This is a genomic window from Phenylobacterium sp., assembly GCF_036495085.1.
Lineage (GTDB): Bacteria > Pseudomonadota > Alphaproteobacteria > Caulobacterales > Caulobacteraceae > Phenylobacterium.
The window spans coordinates 1-15,557 of sequence record NZ_DASXNL010000115.1 but is presented as its reverse complement, the minus strand read 5'-3'; the positions used below and the strand labels follow the sequence as shown (position 1 = coordinate 15,557).

The window sequence follows — 15,557 nt, the reverse complement described above, 5'->3', positions numbered from 1 at the left end:
TCCCCGCTGAAAGAATTTTACAATCCTAAGACCTTCATCATTCACGCGGCATGGCTGCGTCAGGCTTTCGCCCATTGCGCAAGATTCCCTACTGCTGCCTCCCGTAGGAGTCTGGGCCGTGTCTCAGTCCCAGTGTGGCTGATCATCCTCTCAGACCAGCTATGGATCGTAGGCTTGGTGAGCCTTTACCTCACCAACTACCTAATCCAACGCGGGCTGCTCCAATGGCGATAAATCTTTCCCCCGAAGGGCACATACGGTATTAGCTGAAGTTTCCCTCAGTTGTTCCGTACCAAAGGGCACATTCCCACGCGTTACTCACCCGTCCGCCGCTCACCCGAAGGTGCGCTCGACTTGCATGTATTAGGCCTGCCGCCAGCGTTCGCTCTGAGCCAGGATCAAACTCTCAGGTTGAGTTGAGCACTGACTTATAGCTATCCAATTCCGAAGAATTGGCTGGCATATAGTCTGCGTATTTCTTGACGAGTTCCCATTCACATCGATGTCCAAGAACCGAAGTTCGAGGAAATTGATATTCATGGTATTGTCTTCAAGAGACCGCAAGTTCGTCAGTGTCGAGGTTACCTGGTTAAGGTAACCGCCAGGACACCGCCGCCTGCGTTTCTCTTTCCAATTCAACGATGTCAAAGACCCGACCGGCTTCCGCCGACCCCACTGTTTAGCGCCGGTGGTCGGCGGAGGCGGCTATCTATTGGCCGGCCTCTTTCGTGTCAACCGGTCTTTTCAGACTTTTTTGCGACACCCCGAAAGACCCGGATAATGGCGCAAAAAACCACACCGGGGCCGCCGAGGGGCAACCCTCATCAGTCGGTAGCGATTCGATTGAGGCTCGGGAAAATATCCATTCCCAGGAGAAAAGCAAGGGGCTTGTTCACCCCTTCCGAACCGCCTGGAACTGGCCCCGCCCGAGCGGGAGGCGCTATCTAGGGGGGGACCTGGGGGCTGTCAATCGCCGTCTGTCGACGGATTGAAAATATCCGCCTCTGCGCAGCGCCTTGCGCACGCCTCCGCTCAGCTTAGAAAGGTGGGCAGGAGGCGCAATGCTCTCGCAGAAGGCTAGGTACGCGCTAAGGGCACTCGTCGAACTGGCCCGCGCAGAAGGCGCCCAGCTCACGGCGGGCGAGCTTGCGCTTCGGGCCGATGCGCCCCGCAAATTCCTGGAAGCCATCCTGCTGGAACTGTCGCGGAATCGCCTGGTCAGCAGCCGGCGCGGCAAGTTCGGCGGCTATATCCTGGCCCGGGCCGTCTCAGAGATCAGCTTTGCGGAGGTCATCCGCGTCGTCGACGGTCCCCTGGCGCTCGCGCCCTGCGTCAGTCCGCGCCTCAACTATCGCAAGTGCGACGACTGTCCCGACCGGGATCAATGCACTCTGCGCGAGGCCCTGCTTCGCGCCCGTGACGCAACCGCAGACGTGCTGGAGGCCTATACCTTGGCCGACGCGGTCCGCTCGACCAGGGAATCTGAGGCTCAGCTCGCCGCTATATAGGCCTTAAGGCCATCAGCCTCGGCCTCGACCTCGGATATCTTTGATTTCACCAGGTCGCCGATCGAGACGATGCCGACCAGCCGCTCCTTCTGACAAACCGGTAGGTGGCGAATCCGTCGGTCGGTCATCCGCGACAGGAGCGAGTCGACGGTTTCCCCCGGCTGGGCGAACAGCACGTCGCGGGTCATGACCCCGGACACCGCCTGTCCGAGCGCGGCCGCGCCGACCTCGGCCATCGCGCGCACGACGTCGCGCTCAGAAACAATGCCGACGACCCGTTCGGCGTCGAGCACCACCAGCGCGCCGACCCGTCTGGAATGCAGCAGCGCCGCCACGGCTGAGATCGTTTCGGTCGGAGCAACCGTGAAGACCGTATCGCCCTTGGTCTTCAGGATCTGCGAGACAAGCATCAGTGTCCTCGCGCTCTCTATTTGTCCAAGTCTGCAGCGTCGCGCAGAACCGCACACGCTTCAACGCACGCGCGCGTGAGACGGCCCCCTCAGTCACCAGGCGCGAGGCGCGCGAATGGGCCGATCAGCAACACGCCGGCGATGAATCCCACGAGATGCGCTTCCCACGCGACGCCGGCGCTCCCCGAACCTGGAAGGAACGAGCCGCCGAGCAGAGCGATCAGCACATTGATAGCCAGCCAAGCGCCGCCGAGGCTGAGCACCGGTCTGGAAAATATCGGTCCAGGCCGCCCTCCCCCGCCCATTAGCCTGGCCGTCGCCCCCATCAGGCCGGATACCGCGCCTGACGCCCCGACGATCAGCACTGTGCTGCCCGGATGCACCCCCGCAAAACCCAGGTTAGCCAGCACCCCGCTCAGGAGGTAGAAGCCGAAGAACAGCAGGCCGCCCTCGAGCTTGGCGCCGAACAGCCTTGCGACCGGTGTCGAAAAGGCGAGTGCAAAGGCGCCATTCATCATCGCGTGCGCCCAGCTTCCGTGCAGGAAAATCGCCGTGATCGCCGTCTCCCACCGCCCGGGGACCAGGTTAGCCGGCGCGAAGGCGTAGGCGTTTTCGATGGCGACCACGGGGAACTGCGTCTGAAGCGCATAGCCACCGACAATCAGCACGGTGACCGCCACCGCCTGCCACGGCGCATTGAACACGGGTTCGCGAACCTGCCGGCGATCGGGTTGCGGCGCAGGCTGCTGCGACGACGGCTGCGGCTGTGGCTGCGGCGGAGTCTCGTCGAAACGCGATTCGGTCATCGACCTCATTTAAGCGCTTTGCCACGGTTGCGCGACAGCGCCGCCTTCTTGCCTTGCCGCCGCCATGTAGCTTGGCGATGGTGGGGATCAAGTGTCAGACCCCATCAGGACCTTTACTTCTATGATCCGTTCCCCGGGCGCGAGCCTTACGCTGGCTGCCGTTCTGTCTCTTACGACTTCCAGTTTCGCCTTTGCGGTCGATCTGCCGCACCTGCCGAAATTCACGAGCGACGCGAAGCTTACAAGACTTGCGCCCGGAGAATGGCCGCAGGCACACTCCGACGTGCGCGCCGATCCCGACACCCGTTTTGGCGCACTTCCCAACGGAATGCGCTTCGCCATTCATCGCCAGGCGATTCCGGCGGGCCAGGCGGCTCTGCGGCTGCGCTTCGACGCCGGCTCGCTCATGGAAACGGACTCCCAGCAGGGCCTGGCGCATTTCCTGGAGCACATGGCGTTCAACGGATCCAAAGCTGTGCCCAAGGGTGAGATGATCAAAATCCTTGAGCGTCTTGGCTTGGCCTTCGGCGCCGACACCAACGCTTCAACGGGCTTTGATCAGACGATCTACAAGCTCGATCTGCCAAAAACCGATGATGAGACGGTCGACACTTCGCTGAAGCTGCTGCGCGAGGCGGCGTCGGAGCTCACGATCGCACAGTCCGCCGTCGACAGCGAACGCGGCGTGGTGCTGTCGGAGGAGCGCGCCAGCGACGGCCCGGGCTACCGGGTCTACAAGGCCCGGCTCGAATATCTGCTAGCCGGCCAGCGGCTCCCAACCCGCGAGCCGATCGGTAAGGTGGACGTTCTGAAGGCGGCTCCCGCAAGTGAGATCGCTGACTTCTACCGCCACTTCTATCGCCCCGAGCGCGCGACGATCGTCGCGGTGGGCGATTTCGATCCCGCCGCCATGGAGGCCAAGATCCGCGCCCGATTCGGCGACTGGAAGGCCGATGGCCCGGTAGGTCCGGAACCGGACCTCGGCAAGATCAAGCCGCGGAAGACCGAAGCCAAGTTGGTGGTCGAGCCAGGCGCCCCGCTTAGCCTGCAGATTACCTGGGTTCGCCCCCCGGACGAACGGCCTGATAGTGTCGCAAAGCGCCGCGCTGACCTTATACAGGAGCTGGGCTTTGCCGTCCTCGACCGCCGGTTCTCAGCGTTGGGCCGCTCAGAGCACCCCCCGTTCATCGTCGCAGGCGCCTTCAGAAGCGACGAGGGGCATTCCGCGGACGTCACCATGATCAACCTGATGGCCGAGCCGGACCGCTGGCGAGAAGCACTTGCTGCGGCCGACCAGGAGCAGCGCCGCGCCGTACAGTTCGGTGTGCGTCAGGACGAACTCGATCGCGAGATCGCCGAGGTGCGGGCCACCACCCAGGCGGCGGCCGCTGGCGCGGCGACGCGCCGACCTGCCCAGATCGCTGACGAGATCATCAGTTCGATCGGCGACAAGGAAGTGGTCACCAGCCCCGCCGATGATTTGGCTTTCTTCGAGGCCGCGGTGAAGGGCCTGAAGGCCGAGACGGTCTCCGCCGCCTTGAAAACGGCCTTCGCCGGCGAAGGCCCGCTGGTCTTCATGTCCTCGCCAAAGCCTGTGCCCGGCGGCGATCAGGCGATTCTCGCCGAATATGCCTCCACCCGAAAAGTCGCGGTGGCGGCGCCCGGCGCCCCGCACGAAGTCGTCTGGCCATACGCGAGCTTCGGCGAACCGGGCAAGGTGGCCGAGACCAGGGAGATCACCGACCTCGACACCGTCTTCGTGCGCTTTGCGAACGGCGTGCGCCTGACAGTCAAGCCCACCAAGTTCCGCGATGACGAGGTGTTGGTCCGGGTCAACATCGGCGACGGCCTGCAGGATCTGCCCAAGGACCGCCAGAGCCTCGCCTGGTTCGGCAACGCCTTCACCGAGGGGGGGCTCAAGCAGATAGACAATGAGGACACCGAGCGCGTGCTGGCCTCCAAGGTCTATGGCGCCCGCTTCGCGGTCGGTGAGGATGCCTTCGTGCTTTCCGGCTCGACGCGCACCGGAGACCTGCCGACCGAGATGCAGGTTCTCACCGCCTATGTCGCCGATCCGGGCTGGCGCACTGAAGCCTTCCGACGCCAGCAGGACGCCGGCAAGACCGTCCACGACCAGATGGAGGGCACCGACGCCGGGGTGATGAGTCGCGACCTGTCCGGCCTGCTGCACGGCGGTGATCGGCGCTTCACCTTCCCGAGCCGCGAGGACATCGCCAAGGCGAAGATCGACGACTTGCAGGCCCAGGTGGGGCCGCACCTGGCCTCCGATCCCATTGAGGTGGTGATCGTCGGCGACGTCACGGTCGAGAAGGCCATCGACGCGGTGGCGCGCACGCTGGGCTCTCTCCCCGACCGCCGTGAGCCCGCACCGGCCTCCGCCATGCAACGCCAGATGGCCTTCCCGGCGCCCAACAGCGAGCCCTTGGACATCACCCACAAGGGCCGCGCGGACCAGGCGATTGGCTATGTCGCCTGGCCGACCAATGATCTGTGGTCCAACCCGCAACAGGCGCTGGAGAACGATGTCTTGGGCGAAGTCATGGGCCTTCGCCTGATCGACGAGCTTCGCGAGGCCCAGGGTGTCACCTATTCGCCGTCGGTGAGCTACACCCACAGCCTCACCTGGACTGGTTGGGGCTATCTCGCCGCCAGTGTCGAGGTGCCGCCCGCCAGGCTGCCGGGCTTCTTCCGGGACGTCGCCAAGATCGCGGCCGACCTGCGCACCAAAGATGTCACTGCCGACGAACTGGCGCGCGCCAAGAAGCCCCGTATCGACCGGCTGGAGCGCTCACGGGTCACTAACCAGTACTGGTTGGCCGAGTTGTCGGGAGCCCAGGCGGAGCCGAGAAAGCTCGACTTCATCCGCCACATCATCCCCGGCACTGAGAAAATCACCTCCGCCGACGTCAAGCGCGCGGCCGAACTGGTGCTCAAGGAGGACAAGGCCTTCAGGCTGGAGGTGACTCCGGGGAAGTAAGCGCCGTTCCTCCCCGTCAAGGGTGGGATGGAGCTTACGCCGCCCTTAGCCCGGCGTCGTAGACAGGGACGTCCTCGGCCGGCAGGGCCGCGCGCCCGCGAATCGCATCGGAGATCTTCTCGGCAATCATGATCGTCGGCGCGTTGGTGTTGCCGCCGACTAGCGTCGGCATGACCGAGGCGTCGATCACCCTCAAGCCCGCGAGGCCCTGCACCCGGCATTCAGCATCGACCACCGCCATCGGATCGCCGGCCGCGCCCATGCGGCAGGTCCCGACCGGGTGATAGATCGTCTCCGCGCTCGCCTTGATCCAGGCGTCGATTTCGGAGTCGGTCTGAACGGCTTCCCCCGGGGAGTACTCAGAGGAGATGTAAGGGGCGAGCGCCGACTGTTTCGCAACCTTGCGCATCATCTTCACGCCTTCGCGGATCGCCCGTCGGTCCTCCTCGGCGGAGAGGTAGTTGGCGAAGATCGCCGGATCGGCCAGCGGATCAGGGGATTTAAGCGTCACCCTGCCGCGGCTCTCGGGCCGAAGCTGACAGACGTGGAAGGTGAAGCCGTCGTGCGGCACGGAAACCTTGCCGTGGTCCTGCATGATCGCCAGCACCGTATGGATCTGCAGGTCGGGCCGATCCAGGTCGGGCCGCGAGCGTAGGAACGCGCCGGACTCCAGGAACTGCTGGCGCCCCGGCCCCTTGCCAAACAGCATGTAGTTCAGCCCCACGCCGAGCGTCTTTATCAGTCCCTTGCGCATCGAATAAGCGGTGATGGGCTGGGGGCAGATCCAGGACATGCAGACGTCCAGATGGTCCTGCAGGTTCGCGCCGACGCCCTTCAGCGCCTTCACAACCTTCACCCCGTTCGCGGCGAGTTCGTCGGGATCCCCGATGCCGGAGAGTTGCAGGATCTGGGGCGACTGGACCGCGCCGGCGCAAAGCAGCACCTCGGCTTGCGCCTGGACGCTGCGCTTTGCCTTGGTTTTCTCATCATAGATCTCGACGCCGGTCGCGCGGCCGTCCTCGACGATGATCCGCGTGGTCCGCATGCCTGTCAGGCAAGTGAGGTTCGGTCGGTTCAGCACCGGATGCAGATAGGCGCGCGCGGCGCTCCAACGCTGGCCGTCATGAACGGTCAACTGATAGGGGCCGAAGCCTTCCTGCTGGAAGCCGTTGAAGTCCTTGGTCAGGGGATGGCCGGCTTGGCCTCCGGCCTCGATGGCGGCCGAATAGATCGGGTTGGGCGAGGAGGCCTTTGAGACCTTCAGCGGCCCGTCTCCGCCGTGCCAGGGATCAGCCCCGCCCTCAAGGCTCTCGGATTTCTTGAAATACGGCAGGACATCTGCATAGGCCCAACCGGGCAAGCCCATCTGGCGCCACTGGTCATAGTCGCGCGCGTGGCCACGGATGTAGATCATGCCGTTGATCGAGGACGAGCCACCCCAGCCTTTGCCCCGCGGCCACCAGAGCTTGCGCTCGTTAAGGTTCGACTCCGGCTCGGTCCAGAAGCCCCAGTTCTGCGGCCCCTGCTTGCCGATCAGTCCGCCGACCCCGGCCGGCATCTTGATCATCAACGCGCCGTCCTTGCCGCCAGCTTCCAGCAACAGGACCTTCTTGTCCGCGTCTTCGCTCAGCCGGTTGGCCAGCACGCAACCTGCCGAGCCCGCCCCGATGATGATGTAGTCGTAGCGATCCATTGTGGCGCCTGGGTCCCTGAAGGTTATCTGCTTGCGCCGAACCTGACGCAGGCGTCATCTTGTGGCAAGCGGCGCCTGGGCAATGGCCCCTTCCGGGCCACGCCCGTCACGCCGACGGGGGCTCTCAGCGCCCTTTCCAGGCCGGTGGGCGCTTTTGCGCGAACGCCAGCGGCCCCTCCACGAAGTCTTCGCTGCCAAAGAGCGCAGCCACGGCCGGGTAACGGTTCTGGCCTTTGATGGCGGCTTCCAGGCTCGGCTCGTCCAGCCCCTGGTAGACTGCCTGCTTCGACGCCCGGACCGACATCGGCGAAAGCTCGCAGATCTGGCCTGCCCAGCGCAGCGCCGCACCCATGAGCTCGTGCGGTGGCGTGACCTCGTTCACGAAGCCCAATTCCAGCCCCTCGGACGCGGAAACCCGCCGCCCGGTCAGGATCATTCCCATGGCCCGCTTAGTCCCGATCGCCCGGGGCAGCCGGTGCAGGCCGCCGGCCAGGGCCGCCAGCCCCACCCGCGGCTCCGGCAGGGCGAAGACCGCCGATTCAGAGGCCACGATCACGTCGCAGGCCAGGGCGATTTCGAATCCGCCGCCCATCGCCACGCCGTTCACTGCCGCGATCAAGGGTTTGGTCAGGTCGAACCTCGACGTCAGCCCAGCGAACCCGGATGGAGGACTGCCCATCTTGCCGCCGCTTGCCTGGTGTTTGAGGTCGTTGCCGGCCGAGAAAGCCCGCTCGCCGGCGCCGGTGACGATCGCCACCCACTGCTCGGGGTCCGCCGCAAAGGCGTTGAACGCCGCGTCGAGCTCGAAGTGCGCCGGCGAGTGCAGCGCATTCATCACCTCCGGTCGATTGAGGGTCACCGTCGTGACCGGCCCGTCGCGGTCCACCTTGATGAATTCATAGGCCATGGGCGTCCTCCCGTTTTGCGGCACGCTCGACAGGCGCCGCAGGGTCCGTCAAGGCCATCCGTGGAAATCGATCTGACACCGCCCCGCGCGCCCGACGACGTCGGTGGCCGCGACGGCGCAAGACCGCGAACCAAGACCGGGGCGGCCCCGGTGGCGAGGTGCGCGCCGCAGGCGCCGTCCGCTTCAGGCAGGAGGCTGCGATCATCTGCGCCCAGGCCGATCGATCGCGCCTCCCGGCCAGAGTCCGCCACTCAGACTTGCCGCAACTCCCTTCGGTAGCGCTTCCAGTTCTCAACGTAGTGCACGGCCCCGCCGGCCAGCATCATCGCCTGCTCGGGCGAGACCTCACGCACAACCTTCCCCGGCGCACCCATCACCAGGGAGTTGTCCGGGATCTCCTTGCCCTCGGTGATCAGGCAGTTGGCCCCGATCAGGCAGTTCTTCCCGATCTTCGCCCCATTCAGGATGATCGAGCCGATCCCCACCAGACTATTGTCGCCGATCGTGCAGCCATGCAGCATGACCATATGGCCCACCGTCACGTTGGCGCCGATGGTCAGCGGCGAGCCGGTGTCGGTGTGCAGGACGCTGCCGTCCTGGACATTGGAGTTCTCTCCGACAGTAATCGGATCGTTGTCCCCACGTAGAGTCGCACCCCACCAGACCGACGCATTCTTCTTGAGAATCACTCGGCCCATAACCGCTGCCGTGGGCGCAATCCAGTATTCGTCATCATTTGGTAATTCAGGCGTCACATTGCCTAAGTTGTAGACACTCATCCGCACACCCCGTTTCTTGCGACAATCGTTCATTTAACATTTTTGAAACCAAGCTAGGCTCATTCTAGTCGGGCGATTCGAGAGGGTGATACCCCTTCCGGAGCTCGCTGCGGGCCGAGTGTTCGGTTCCGTGTCTCGCGCTGGGCGGAGTTGATGGCGCTGAGTGTGTTGTCTTCCCGGATCCACCGGATCCGGACCGCCTTCCCGGGAGAGCCCCCGGGCCGCGCATGTCCCCTGCTTCGATTCATCCCGACCACCCAAAGGGCGCTCCACACCGGAGGCGCCCTTTTTTCTTGGCCCCCATCATGTGGGTTTAACGGAGGCTTTTGATGACCAAGCGAGCCCTGAAGCGACAACTGCGCGAAGGCCCGTTCGACGCCGGCCAATTTGGAGGGGATGACAAGATCCGCAGGCTGCCGGTCGACAGGGGGTGGTCGCCGCTCGCGCACCACAATTCCAACGACGAGCGCGAGCAGGGCTATCTGAAGACTATCAAGGCCAAATCACCGGGTCAGGAAGAGCTGATCAAGGCCATCGACGCCAAGAACCTGGTCATGGCGTTGGGCCCGGCGGGGACGGGAAAGACCTACCTGGCTATCGCCAAGGCGGTCGAAGCCCTGGAGAGCGGCAGCGTGGGCCGCATCGTGCTTTCCAGGCCGGCCGTCGAGGCCGGCGAAAGCATCGGCTACCTCCCCGGTGACGCCGAGGATAAGCTCGCGCCATACCTCCGCCCCCTCTACGACGCGCTCTCCGATAGGCTCTCGATGAAACGGGTCCGGGCGCTGATGGCGGAAGGAGCCATCGAGATCGCCCCCGTGGGATTCATGCGCGGGCGGACACTCAACAATGCCTTCGTGGTGATCGACGAGGCCCAGAACTGCACCTACGTGCAGCTCAAGATGTTACTCACGCGCCTGGGTTGGCACTCGACCATGGTGGTCACGGGCGACCCAAACCAATCCGACCTGATCCCTGAGCTCTCGGGCCTGCGCCCGGTCGCCGACAAACTGGAAGCCGTCAGCAACATCGCGATAGTGCGCCTGGCCGACCGCGACATCGTCCGCCACCCCCTGGTCGGGGAGATGCTCAGCGTCCTGTAGTCGAAAACTCTCCTAGGGACCCAAGCCGCGCATCGGCGTCGCGAAGCCGGCTTGGGTCATTCGGGCAGCCTATGCCGTTTGATGGGTTGTCCACCGGCGCGCTCGTGGGCTATAGATAGTTAGTCAACCTAACTATAACTGTCCCCATGCCCGCAACCTCGCCCAAAACCGAAGACGTCAGCGTCCTGGCCGAGGCTTTGCGCGGACCGCTCCTGCGAGTCTCCCGCAAGCTGCGGCAGGAAGCCCAGAAGGTGGGGCTTTCCGCTCAGGACGCGATCATCCTCGGCTATGTAAGGAAGAACCCGGGCGCAGGGGTTAGCGAACTCGCCGACTTCGAACAGGTCTCGCGCCCGACCATGTCCAGTCATGTCAAGCGCCTCGAGGCCGCCGGCTGGCTGCGGCGCGCCGAACACGCCAACGACGGTCGTCGCTCCGGTCTGACGCTTACGGCCGCTGGCCTGCGCAAGATCGAGACCCTCCAACGCCACCGCAACGACTGGCTGGCCGCCCGGCTGGTGCGCCTCTCACCGGCGGAACGCGAGCGATTGACCGAAGCGGCCGCGCCGCTCCTCAGGCTCGTGAGCCTGGACGCATGAGCAGTCAGGCGGAAAAAATCCTCGTCGAGGATGTGCTGGACGAACCTGCGGCCGACGCCGCGGCGGTGCTGAACGAGGGCCGCGACGCCACGCTACGAGGCTGGGTGGTGCCTGCGATCATCGGCTCGGCGCTGCTCATGCAGACGCTGAACGCCACGTCGATCAACAATGCGCTGCCGGCAATGGCGCGCGCCCTTCACGTCGAGCCGCTAAGGCTGAACCTGGCGATCACCATGTATCTCCTGGCCTCGGCGGTATTCCTGCCGATCTCGGGCTGGATGGCCGACCGTTTCGGCGCAAAGCGCATCCTGATGATCGCCATGGTGTTTTATGCCACGGCGTCCGCCGCCTGCGGCTTCGCCGACAGCCTGCCGCAACTGGTCGCCTTCCGCCTGGCCCAGGGGTGCGCGGGGGCGATGATGGGCCCTGTCGGGCGCCTGGTGCTCCTGCGCACCACGCCCAAGAATGAACTCGTCGGCGCCATGTCGGTGGTGACCATGCCAGCCTTGCTGGGGCCCGTCGTCGGTCCGGTGCTGGGCGGGGCGATCGTCACCTTCGTCAGCTGGCGCTGGATATTCTTCCTCAATCTGCCGATCGCCATCGCCGGCGTAGCTCTGGTCCGGGCCTTTGTACCCAATGTGAAGGAGCAGGCGGTCTCGCCCATCGACTGGCCGGGCATCTTGCTCACCGGCTTTGGGCTCGCCGGATTGATCTTCGGGTTCGAGAACCTGGGCCGCAACGTCATGCCGCCAGTCGCTGTCGCGGGGCTCTTCGCCGGCGGCCTCGCCTGCCTGGGGCTCTACTGGGCGCATGCGCGGAACAATCCGCACGCCATCATCGATCTTTCCATATTTCGGATACCGACTTTCCAGGCCTCGGTGCTGGGCGGAGCCTTCTTCCGGTTGATGCCGGGGGTCACGCCCTTCCTGCTCGCCATGCTGCTGCAAGTTGGTTTCGGAATGACGGCCTTCGCAGCCGGCCTGATGACCTTCATCTCCGCTGTCGGCGCGCTGGTGATGAAGACGACGGCCCCGCCGATTCTGCGCCGCTTCGGCTTCCGCACGGTGTTGATTGTCAACGGCGTGATCTGTGCGGCGACCTTCGTGGTCTACGCCCTCTTCAAGATCGACACCCCGCACTGGCTGATCATGGTGGCGCTGGCGGTCGGCGGTTTCTTCCGCTCCTTGCAGTTCACCAGCCTCAACGGCATGGCCTACGCCGATCTTGAGCAGGTCCAGATGAGCCGCGGCACGACCACGGCCTCGATGGCCCAACAGTTCATGCAGTCCGTCAGCATCGGGCTCGCCGCCACCCTGCTCCACTTCTTGATGGTCCGGCGGGGGGAAACCCATCTGACTGGGGACACCGTTACGCCAGCCTTCGCCGTCTTCGGATTGCTCACCCTGATCTCGCTCGTCTGGTTCCTGCGCCTGCCGCGCAACGCCGGCGACGAGATGAACAACCGCAGCCGCTAGCCTTCGACGTCGGTATCCGGCCGGTCCTCGCCCTCGGATAGTTCCTCGTGCCACCGTCCACCGGCGTCCTCGTAGACGATGCCGGATGTGGCGCCGGAGATGCGTTGCTCGCCAGCTGCGCGGCGCGCCGCCTTCAAGGCCGCGTCATGGGTGGGAAAGGTCTCGGAATAGGAGCCATCCACCGTATAGGCCCAGCCGCTATCGTGCCGGACGACCTTGTAGGTGATGTGACTCATGGACGATCTCCCGCGAAGCTGACAGCCAAGATGGGCGTTCGATTGCGGCGCGACAATCGCGAACCACCTGCAAAGCCGCTGAACCCGCCGTCCCCTGCGCGCGGCGTCCTGGCCGAGGCAATCGGCGCCGTGGCGGAACGCGCTCGCATTCCCTACCTTGCCTGCCGCAACCCAAAGCTTTTCGAGCCGCTCTCCATGAAATTCGCCGTCGCCGTCGCCGCCGTCCTGCTGGCGGCAGGCAGCCCCGCGTGGGCCACGCCAGCTCAACCCGAAAAGGCGACCCTTCCGGCCGGCTCGACGCACATCGCACTGCCGAGCGACGTCGCGCCGGAACGCTACGAGATCACGATCGAACCGAACGCCGAGGCGCTGAATTTCGCCGGCCGGGAACGCATCGCCCTGGTGGTGAAGCGCCCGACCGATCGCATCGTCCTGAACGCCGCCGATATCGCCTTCCAGAAGGCATTTCTGACAGAACTGCCGCGAACGCCCGCCGGGCCGGGTATGGAAGCCTCGCACGCCGTCCGCGCCTGGACGCCCAGTATCACCCTGGACAAGGACCAGCAGACCGTCGCCTTCGTCTTCGACCAGCCGCTCGCGCCAGGCCGCTACATGCTGGCGCTCGCCTACACCGGGTCGATCTACCAGCAGGCCTCAGGCCTCTTCGCTCTCGACTATACCGAGGCCGGCGGCGGCAAAAAGCGTGCGCTCTTCACCCAGTTCGAGAACTCCGACGCCCGGCGTCTGATCCCCAGCTGGGACGAGCCCGGCGTGAAGGCCATCTTTTCGCTGACCGTCGAGGCGCCCGCCGGTCAAATGGCGGTTTCCAACATGCCCGTGGCCCAGCAGACGATTACGCAGGAGCGAACGGGAGACTGGCAAACGACCCGCTTTGCCGACACGCCCAAGATGAGCTCGTACCTGCTCTTCCTGGCGCTAGGCGATTTCGAGAGGGTGCACCGTCAGGTCGGCGCCACTGACGTGGGCGTCGTGGTCCGCCGGGGCGACACGGCCAAGGCGCAGTTCGCCCTCGACGCCGCCGCCGAGCTGCTGCCGTACTATAATGACTACTTCGGCACGCCCTACCCGCTGCCGAAGCTGGATTTCATCGCCGGCCCCGGCCGCAGCCAATTCTTCGCCGCCATGGAGAACTGGGGCGCGATCTATTATTTCGACTACGCGCTCCTGGTGGATCCGCAGCTGACCACCGAGGCGGACAAGCAGAGCATCTACGTCGACGTCGCCCATGAGATGGCGCACCAGTGGTTCGGCGATCTCGTGACCATGGCCTGGTGGGACGACCTGTGGCTCAACGAAGGCTTCGCCTCCTGGATGGAGAACAAGGCCACCGATCACTTTCATCCCGAGTGGAAGATCTGGCTGCAGACCAAGGTCGGCGAGCAGGCCGCCATGCGCACTGACGCGCGAAGCGGCGCACATTCCGTGATCGCTCCGATCCGGGACGTATTCGCCGCGGCCAACGCCTTCGACGGCATTACCTACGAGAAGGGCCACTCCGTCATCCATATGCTGGAGACCTATGTCGGGGAGGACGTCTTCAGGACGGGTGTGCGCAACTACATCGCTCACCACGCCTATGGGAACACCGTCACCGATGACCTGTGGAACGAGATCGACAGGGTCTCGCCCCGGAAGATCACCGGCATCGCACACGACTTCACCCTGCAGCCCGGCGTGCCGCTGATTTCGATCGCCGAGACGCGCGCCGGCTTCCAGCTCACCCAGAGCCGCTATGGCGTCGACGAAATTTCGAAGGCGCCGCGAACCTGGCAGACCCCCGTGACGGTCACGGGCCTTAAGGATCCGTGGCGCGCCGTCGTAAGCGACAAGGCTCCGGTGTCGCGAGCCGCACCGGCGGGGGCGACTCCCTTGCTGAACGCCGGGCAGGCCGGGTATTTCCGCAGCCGCTACTCAACCGAGCTCGCCGCCCGCGTTGCTGCGGCCTTCCCGCGCTTGCATCCGGAAGACCAGCTCGGCCTGATCTACGACAGTCTGGCGCTAGGTCAGGCCGGCTACGCGCCGATGAGCGAGTTCCTGGCGATCGCCAGGAGCGCCGAGGATGCGCAGGATTCGATCGTCCTCAAGGCGACGGCTCAGCAGCTGGCGGCGGTCGACGACCTCTACCGCGATCAGCCGGGACAGGCGGCCTATCGGGCTTTCGCACGCGCCAGGCTGGCTCCGGCTTTCTCCCGGCTCGGCTGGGATCCCAAGGCGGGCGAAGCGGATAACGACACGCTCCTGCGCTCGACCCTGCTCACAACGCTGGGGCAGCTTGATGATCCCGCAGTCATCGCCGAAGCGCAGCGTCGTTTCGCAGCCTCGCTCGCCGCCCCAGGCGCCCTGACCGGCACGACGCGTCAGATCGTGCTGCGGATCGTGGCCACTCACGCGGACATTGCGACGTGGGACCAGCTCCACGCCCTGGCCCGAAGCGCGACCGACCCGACCGACAAGACCCGGCTTTACCGCTATCTCGGCGCGAGCCGCGATCCGGCGCTCGCCGAGCGGGCCCTGGCGCTGGCTCTCACCCGGGAGCCGCCGGCCACCGACGCGCCTGAGATCATCGCCAGTGTCGCTGGATATTTTCCGGACAGGGCCTTCGACTTCGCCGTGTCGCACCGTGCTCAGGTCGAAGCCATGCTCGAACCGACGAGCCGCACGCGCTTCTTCACCGACCTCGGCAGCGGCTCGCGCGATCCGGCGATGGCGGCCAAGCTCACGACCTTCGCCGCAACGGTCCCCTCCTCGACCCGCGGCGAAGTCGCCAGGGCGCTGGCCGCGATCAGCTACCGGCTCGATGTGACCGCCAAGCGATTGCCCGAGGTCGACCGCTGGCTGGCCACCCAGGCGGGCTGACACCTAGTCGCAGGGGGCAGTCTCGCCCGTGTCCAGATCGACTCGGAAGCACTGTCGCTCGCCCGTGGCGCAATCCTCGACGAGTACGGAGACCTCGTCCGTCGCCTCGACGTGGCGGTCTTCGAGGTCGGCGAGCGCGGCATCCGCGAAGCTGACGCCTTCGACGAGGCGG

The 15,557-nt window shown here is 65.1% G+C and carries 13 protein-coding genes and 1 rRNA gene; 6 read left to right on the top strand and 8 right to left on the bottom strand.

Annotated elements, in window-relative coordinates; all coding sequences use genetic code 11:
• Positions 1 to 414 (bottom strand): 16S ribosomal RNA (locus VGI62_RS13665); the annotation flags it as partial.
• 647 nt (positions 415 to 1,061) lie between these two features.
• Here VGI62_RS13665 and VGI62_RS13660 point away from each other — a divergent pair.
• Positions 1,062 to 1,508: an Rrf2 family transcriptional regulator gene (locus VGI62_RS13660; RefSeq protein WP_331505048.1), complete on the top strand. Its 447-nt coding sequence runs from the start codon at positions 1,062 to 1,064 to the stop codon at positions 1,506 to 1,508.
• Here VGI62_RS13660 and VGI62_RS13655 read toward each other — a convergent pair.
• Positions 1,490 to 1,918: a CBS domain-containing protein gene (locus VGI62_RS13655; RefSeq protein WP_331505047.1), complete on the bottom strand. Its 429-nt coding sequence runs from the start codon at positions 1,916 to 1,918 to the stop codon at positions 1,490 to 1,492. The genes VGI62_RS13660 and VGI62_RS13655 overlap by 19 nt on opposite strands.
• Before the next feature lie 89 nt (positions 1,919 to 2,007).
• Positions 2,008 to 2,724 (bottom strand): rhomboid family intramembrane serine protease, encoded by a 717-nt coding sequence (locus VGI62_RS13650; RefSeq protein ID WP_331505046.1) that lies wholly within the window; start codon positions 2,722 to 2,724, stop codon positions 2,008 to 2,010.
• A gap of 121 nt (positions 2,725 to 2,845) precedes the next feature.
• Between VGI62_RS13650 and VGI62_RS13645 the strand changes: the two genes are divergently transcribed.
• Positions 2,846 to 5,722 (top strand): insulinase family protein, encoded by a 2,877-nt coding sequence (locus tag VGI62_RS13645; protein ID WP_331505045.1) that lies wholly within the window; start codon positions 2,846 to 2,848, stop codon positions 5,720 to 5,722.
• A 34-nt stretch (positions 5,723 to 5,756) separates the two neighbouring features.
• Here the strand turns inward: VGI62_RS13645 and VGI62_RS13640 are convergent, their stop codons facing one another.
• The 3 genes from VGI62_RS13640 to VGI62_RS13630 all read right to left on the bottom strand — a co-directional run bounded on the left by VGI62_RS13640 (position 5,757) and on the right by VGI62_RS13630 (position 9,101).
• Complete coding sequence (locus VGI62_RS13640) at positions 5,757 to 7,415, bottom strand: choline dehydrogenase (protein WP_331505044.1); 1,659 nt, start codon at positions 7,413 to 7,415, stop codon at positions 5,757 to 5,759.
• A gap of 124 nt (positions 7,416 to 7,539) precedes the next feature.
• Complete coding sequence (locus VGI62_RS13635) at positions 7,540 to 8,322, bottom strand: enoyl-CoA hydratase-related protein (protein WP_331505043.1); 783 nt, start codon at positions 8,320 to 8,322, stop codon at positions 7,540 to 7,542.
• A gap of 251 nt (positions 8,323 to 8,573) precedes the next feature.
• On the bottom strand, positions 8,574 to 9,101 hold the full coding sequence (locus VGI62_RS13630) for a gamma carbonic anhydrase family protein (protein ID WP_331505042.1): 528 nt from the start codon (positions 9,099 to 9,101) through the stop codon (positions 8,574 to 8,576).
• A 329-nt stretch (positions 9,102 to 9,430) separates the two neighbouring features.
• Between VGI62_RS13630 and VGI62_RS13625 the strand changes: the two genes are divergently transcribed.
• The 3 genes from VGI62_RS13625 to VGI62_RS13615 all read left to right on the top strand — a co-directional run bounded on the left by VGI62_RS13625 (position 9,431) and on the right by VGI62_RS13615 (position 12,272).
• Complete coding sequence (locus VGI62_RS13625; RefSeq protein ID WP_331505041.1) at positions 9,431 to 10,201, top strand: PhoH family protein; 771 nt, start codon at positions 9,431 to 9,433, stop codon at positions 10,199 to 10,201.
• Between the two features lie 146 nt (positions 10,202 to 10,347).
• Positions 10,348 to 10,797 (top strand): MarR family winged helix-turn-helix transcriptional regulator, encoded by a 450-nt coding sequence (locus VGI62_RS13620; RefSeq protein WP_331505040.1) that lies wholly within the window; start codon positions 10,348 to 10,350, stop codon positions 10,795 to 10,797.
• Positions 10,794 to 12,272 (top strand): MFS transporter, encoded by a 1,479-nt coding sequence (locus VGI62_RS13615; protein WP_331505039.1) that lies wholly within the window; start codon positions 10,794 to 10,796, stop codon positions 12,270 to 12,272. The genes VGI62_RS13620 and VGI62_RS13615 overlap by 4 nt, the downstream gene beginning before the upstream one ends.
• On the opposite strand, the gene VGI62_RS13610 is transcribed toward VGI62_RS13615, so the two are convergent.
• The gene (locus VGI62_RS13610) at positions 12,269 to 12,508 is read right to left on the bottom strand and encodes a DUF2188 domain-containing protein (protein ID WP_331505038.1); all 240 of its coding nucleotides are present in this window, start codon (positions 12,506 to 12,508) and stop codon (positions 12,269 to 12,271) included. The two genes, VGI62_RS13615 and VGI62_RS13610, sit on opposite strands and share 4 nt — an antisense overlap.
• A gap of 30 nt (positions 12,509 to 12,538) precedes the next feature.
• On the opposite strand from VGI62_RS13610, the gene VGI62_RS13605 reads away from it, so the two are divergent.
• Entirely contained in the window at positions 12,539 to 15,385 is a 2,847-nt protein-coding gene (locus VGI62_RS13605; RefSeq protein ID WP_331505037.1) for a M1 family metallopeptidase, read from the top strand.
• A gap of 3 nt (positions 15,386 to 15,388) precedes the next feature.
• Here VGI62_RS13605 and VGI62_RS22450 read toward each other — a convergent pair.
• Positions 15,389 to 15,557: DUF5961 family protein (locus VGI62_RS22450; protein WP_414695690.1), on the bottom strand; the 169-nt coding region annotated here is incomplete at its 5' end.

Bases quoted from the DNA above. Each gene is read 5' to 3' on its own strand.
- VGI62_RS13660 (WP_331505048.1), top strand. From the start codon at position 1,062: ATGCTCTCGCAGAAGGCTAGGTACGCGCTAAGGGCACTCGTCGAACTG.
- VGI62_RS13655 (WP_331505047.1), bottom strand. From the start codon at position 1,918: ATGCTTGTCTCGCAGATCCTGAAGACCAAGGGCGATACGGTCTTCACG.
- VGI62_RS13650 (WP_331505046.1), bottom strand. From the start codon at position 2,724: ATGACCGAATCGCGTTTCGACGAGACTCCGCCGCAGCCACAGCCGCAG.
- VGI62_RS13645 (WP_331505045.1), top strand. From the start codon at position 2,846: ATGATCCGTTCCCCGGGCGCGAGCCTTACGCTGGCTGCCGTTCTGTCT.
- VGI62_RS13640 (WP_331505044.1), bottom strand. From the start codon at position 7,415: ATGGATCGCTACGACTACATCATCATCGGGGCGGGCTCGGCAGGTTGC.
- VGI62_RS13635 (WP_331505043.1), bottom strand. From the start codon at position 8,322: ATGGCCTATGAATTCATCAAGGTGGACCGCGACGGGCCGGTCACGACG.
- VGI62_RS13630 (WP_331505042.1), bottom strand. From the start codon at position 9,101: ATGAGTGTCTACAACTTAGGCAATGTGACGCCTGAATTACCAAATGAT.
- VGI62_RS13625 (WP_331505041.1), top strand. From the start codon at position 9,431: ATGACCAAGCGAGCCCTGAAGCGACAACTGCGCGAAGGCCCGTTCGAC.
- VGI62_RS13620 (WP_331505040.1), top strand. From the start codon at position 10,348: ATGCCCGCAACCTCGCCCAAAACCGAAGACGTCAGCGTCCTGGCCGAG.
- VGI62_RS13615 (WP_331505039.1), top strand. From the start codon at position 10,794: ATGAGCAGTCAGGCGGAAAAAATCCTCGTCGAGGATGTGCTGGACGAA.
- VGI62_RS13610 (WP_331505038.1), bottom strand. From the start codon at position 12,508: ATGAGTCACATCACCTACAAGGTCGTCCGGCACGATAGCGGCTGGGCC.
- VGI62_RS13605 (WP_331505037.1), top strand. From the start codon at position 12,539: ATGGGCGTTCGATTGCGGCGCGACAATCGCGAACCACCTGCAAAGCCG.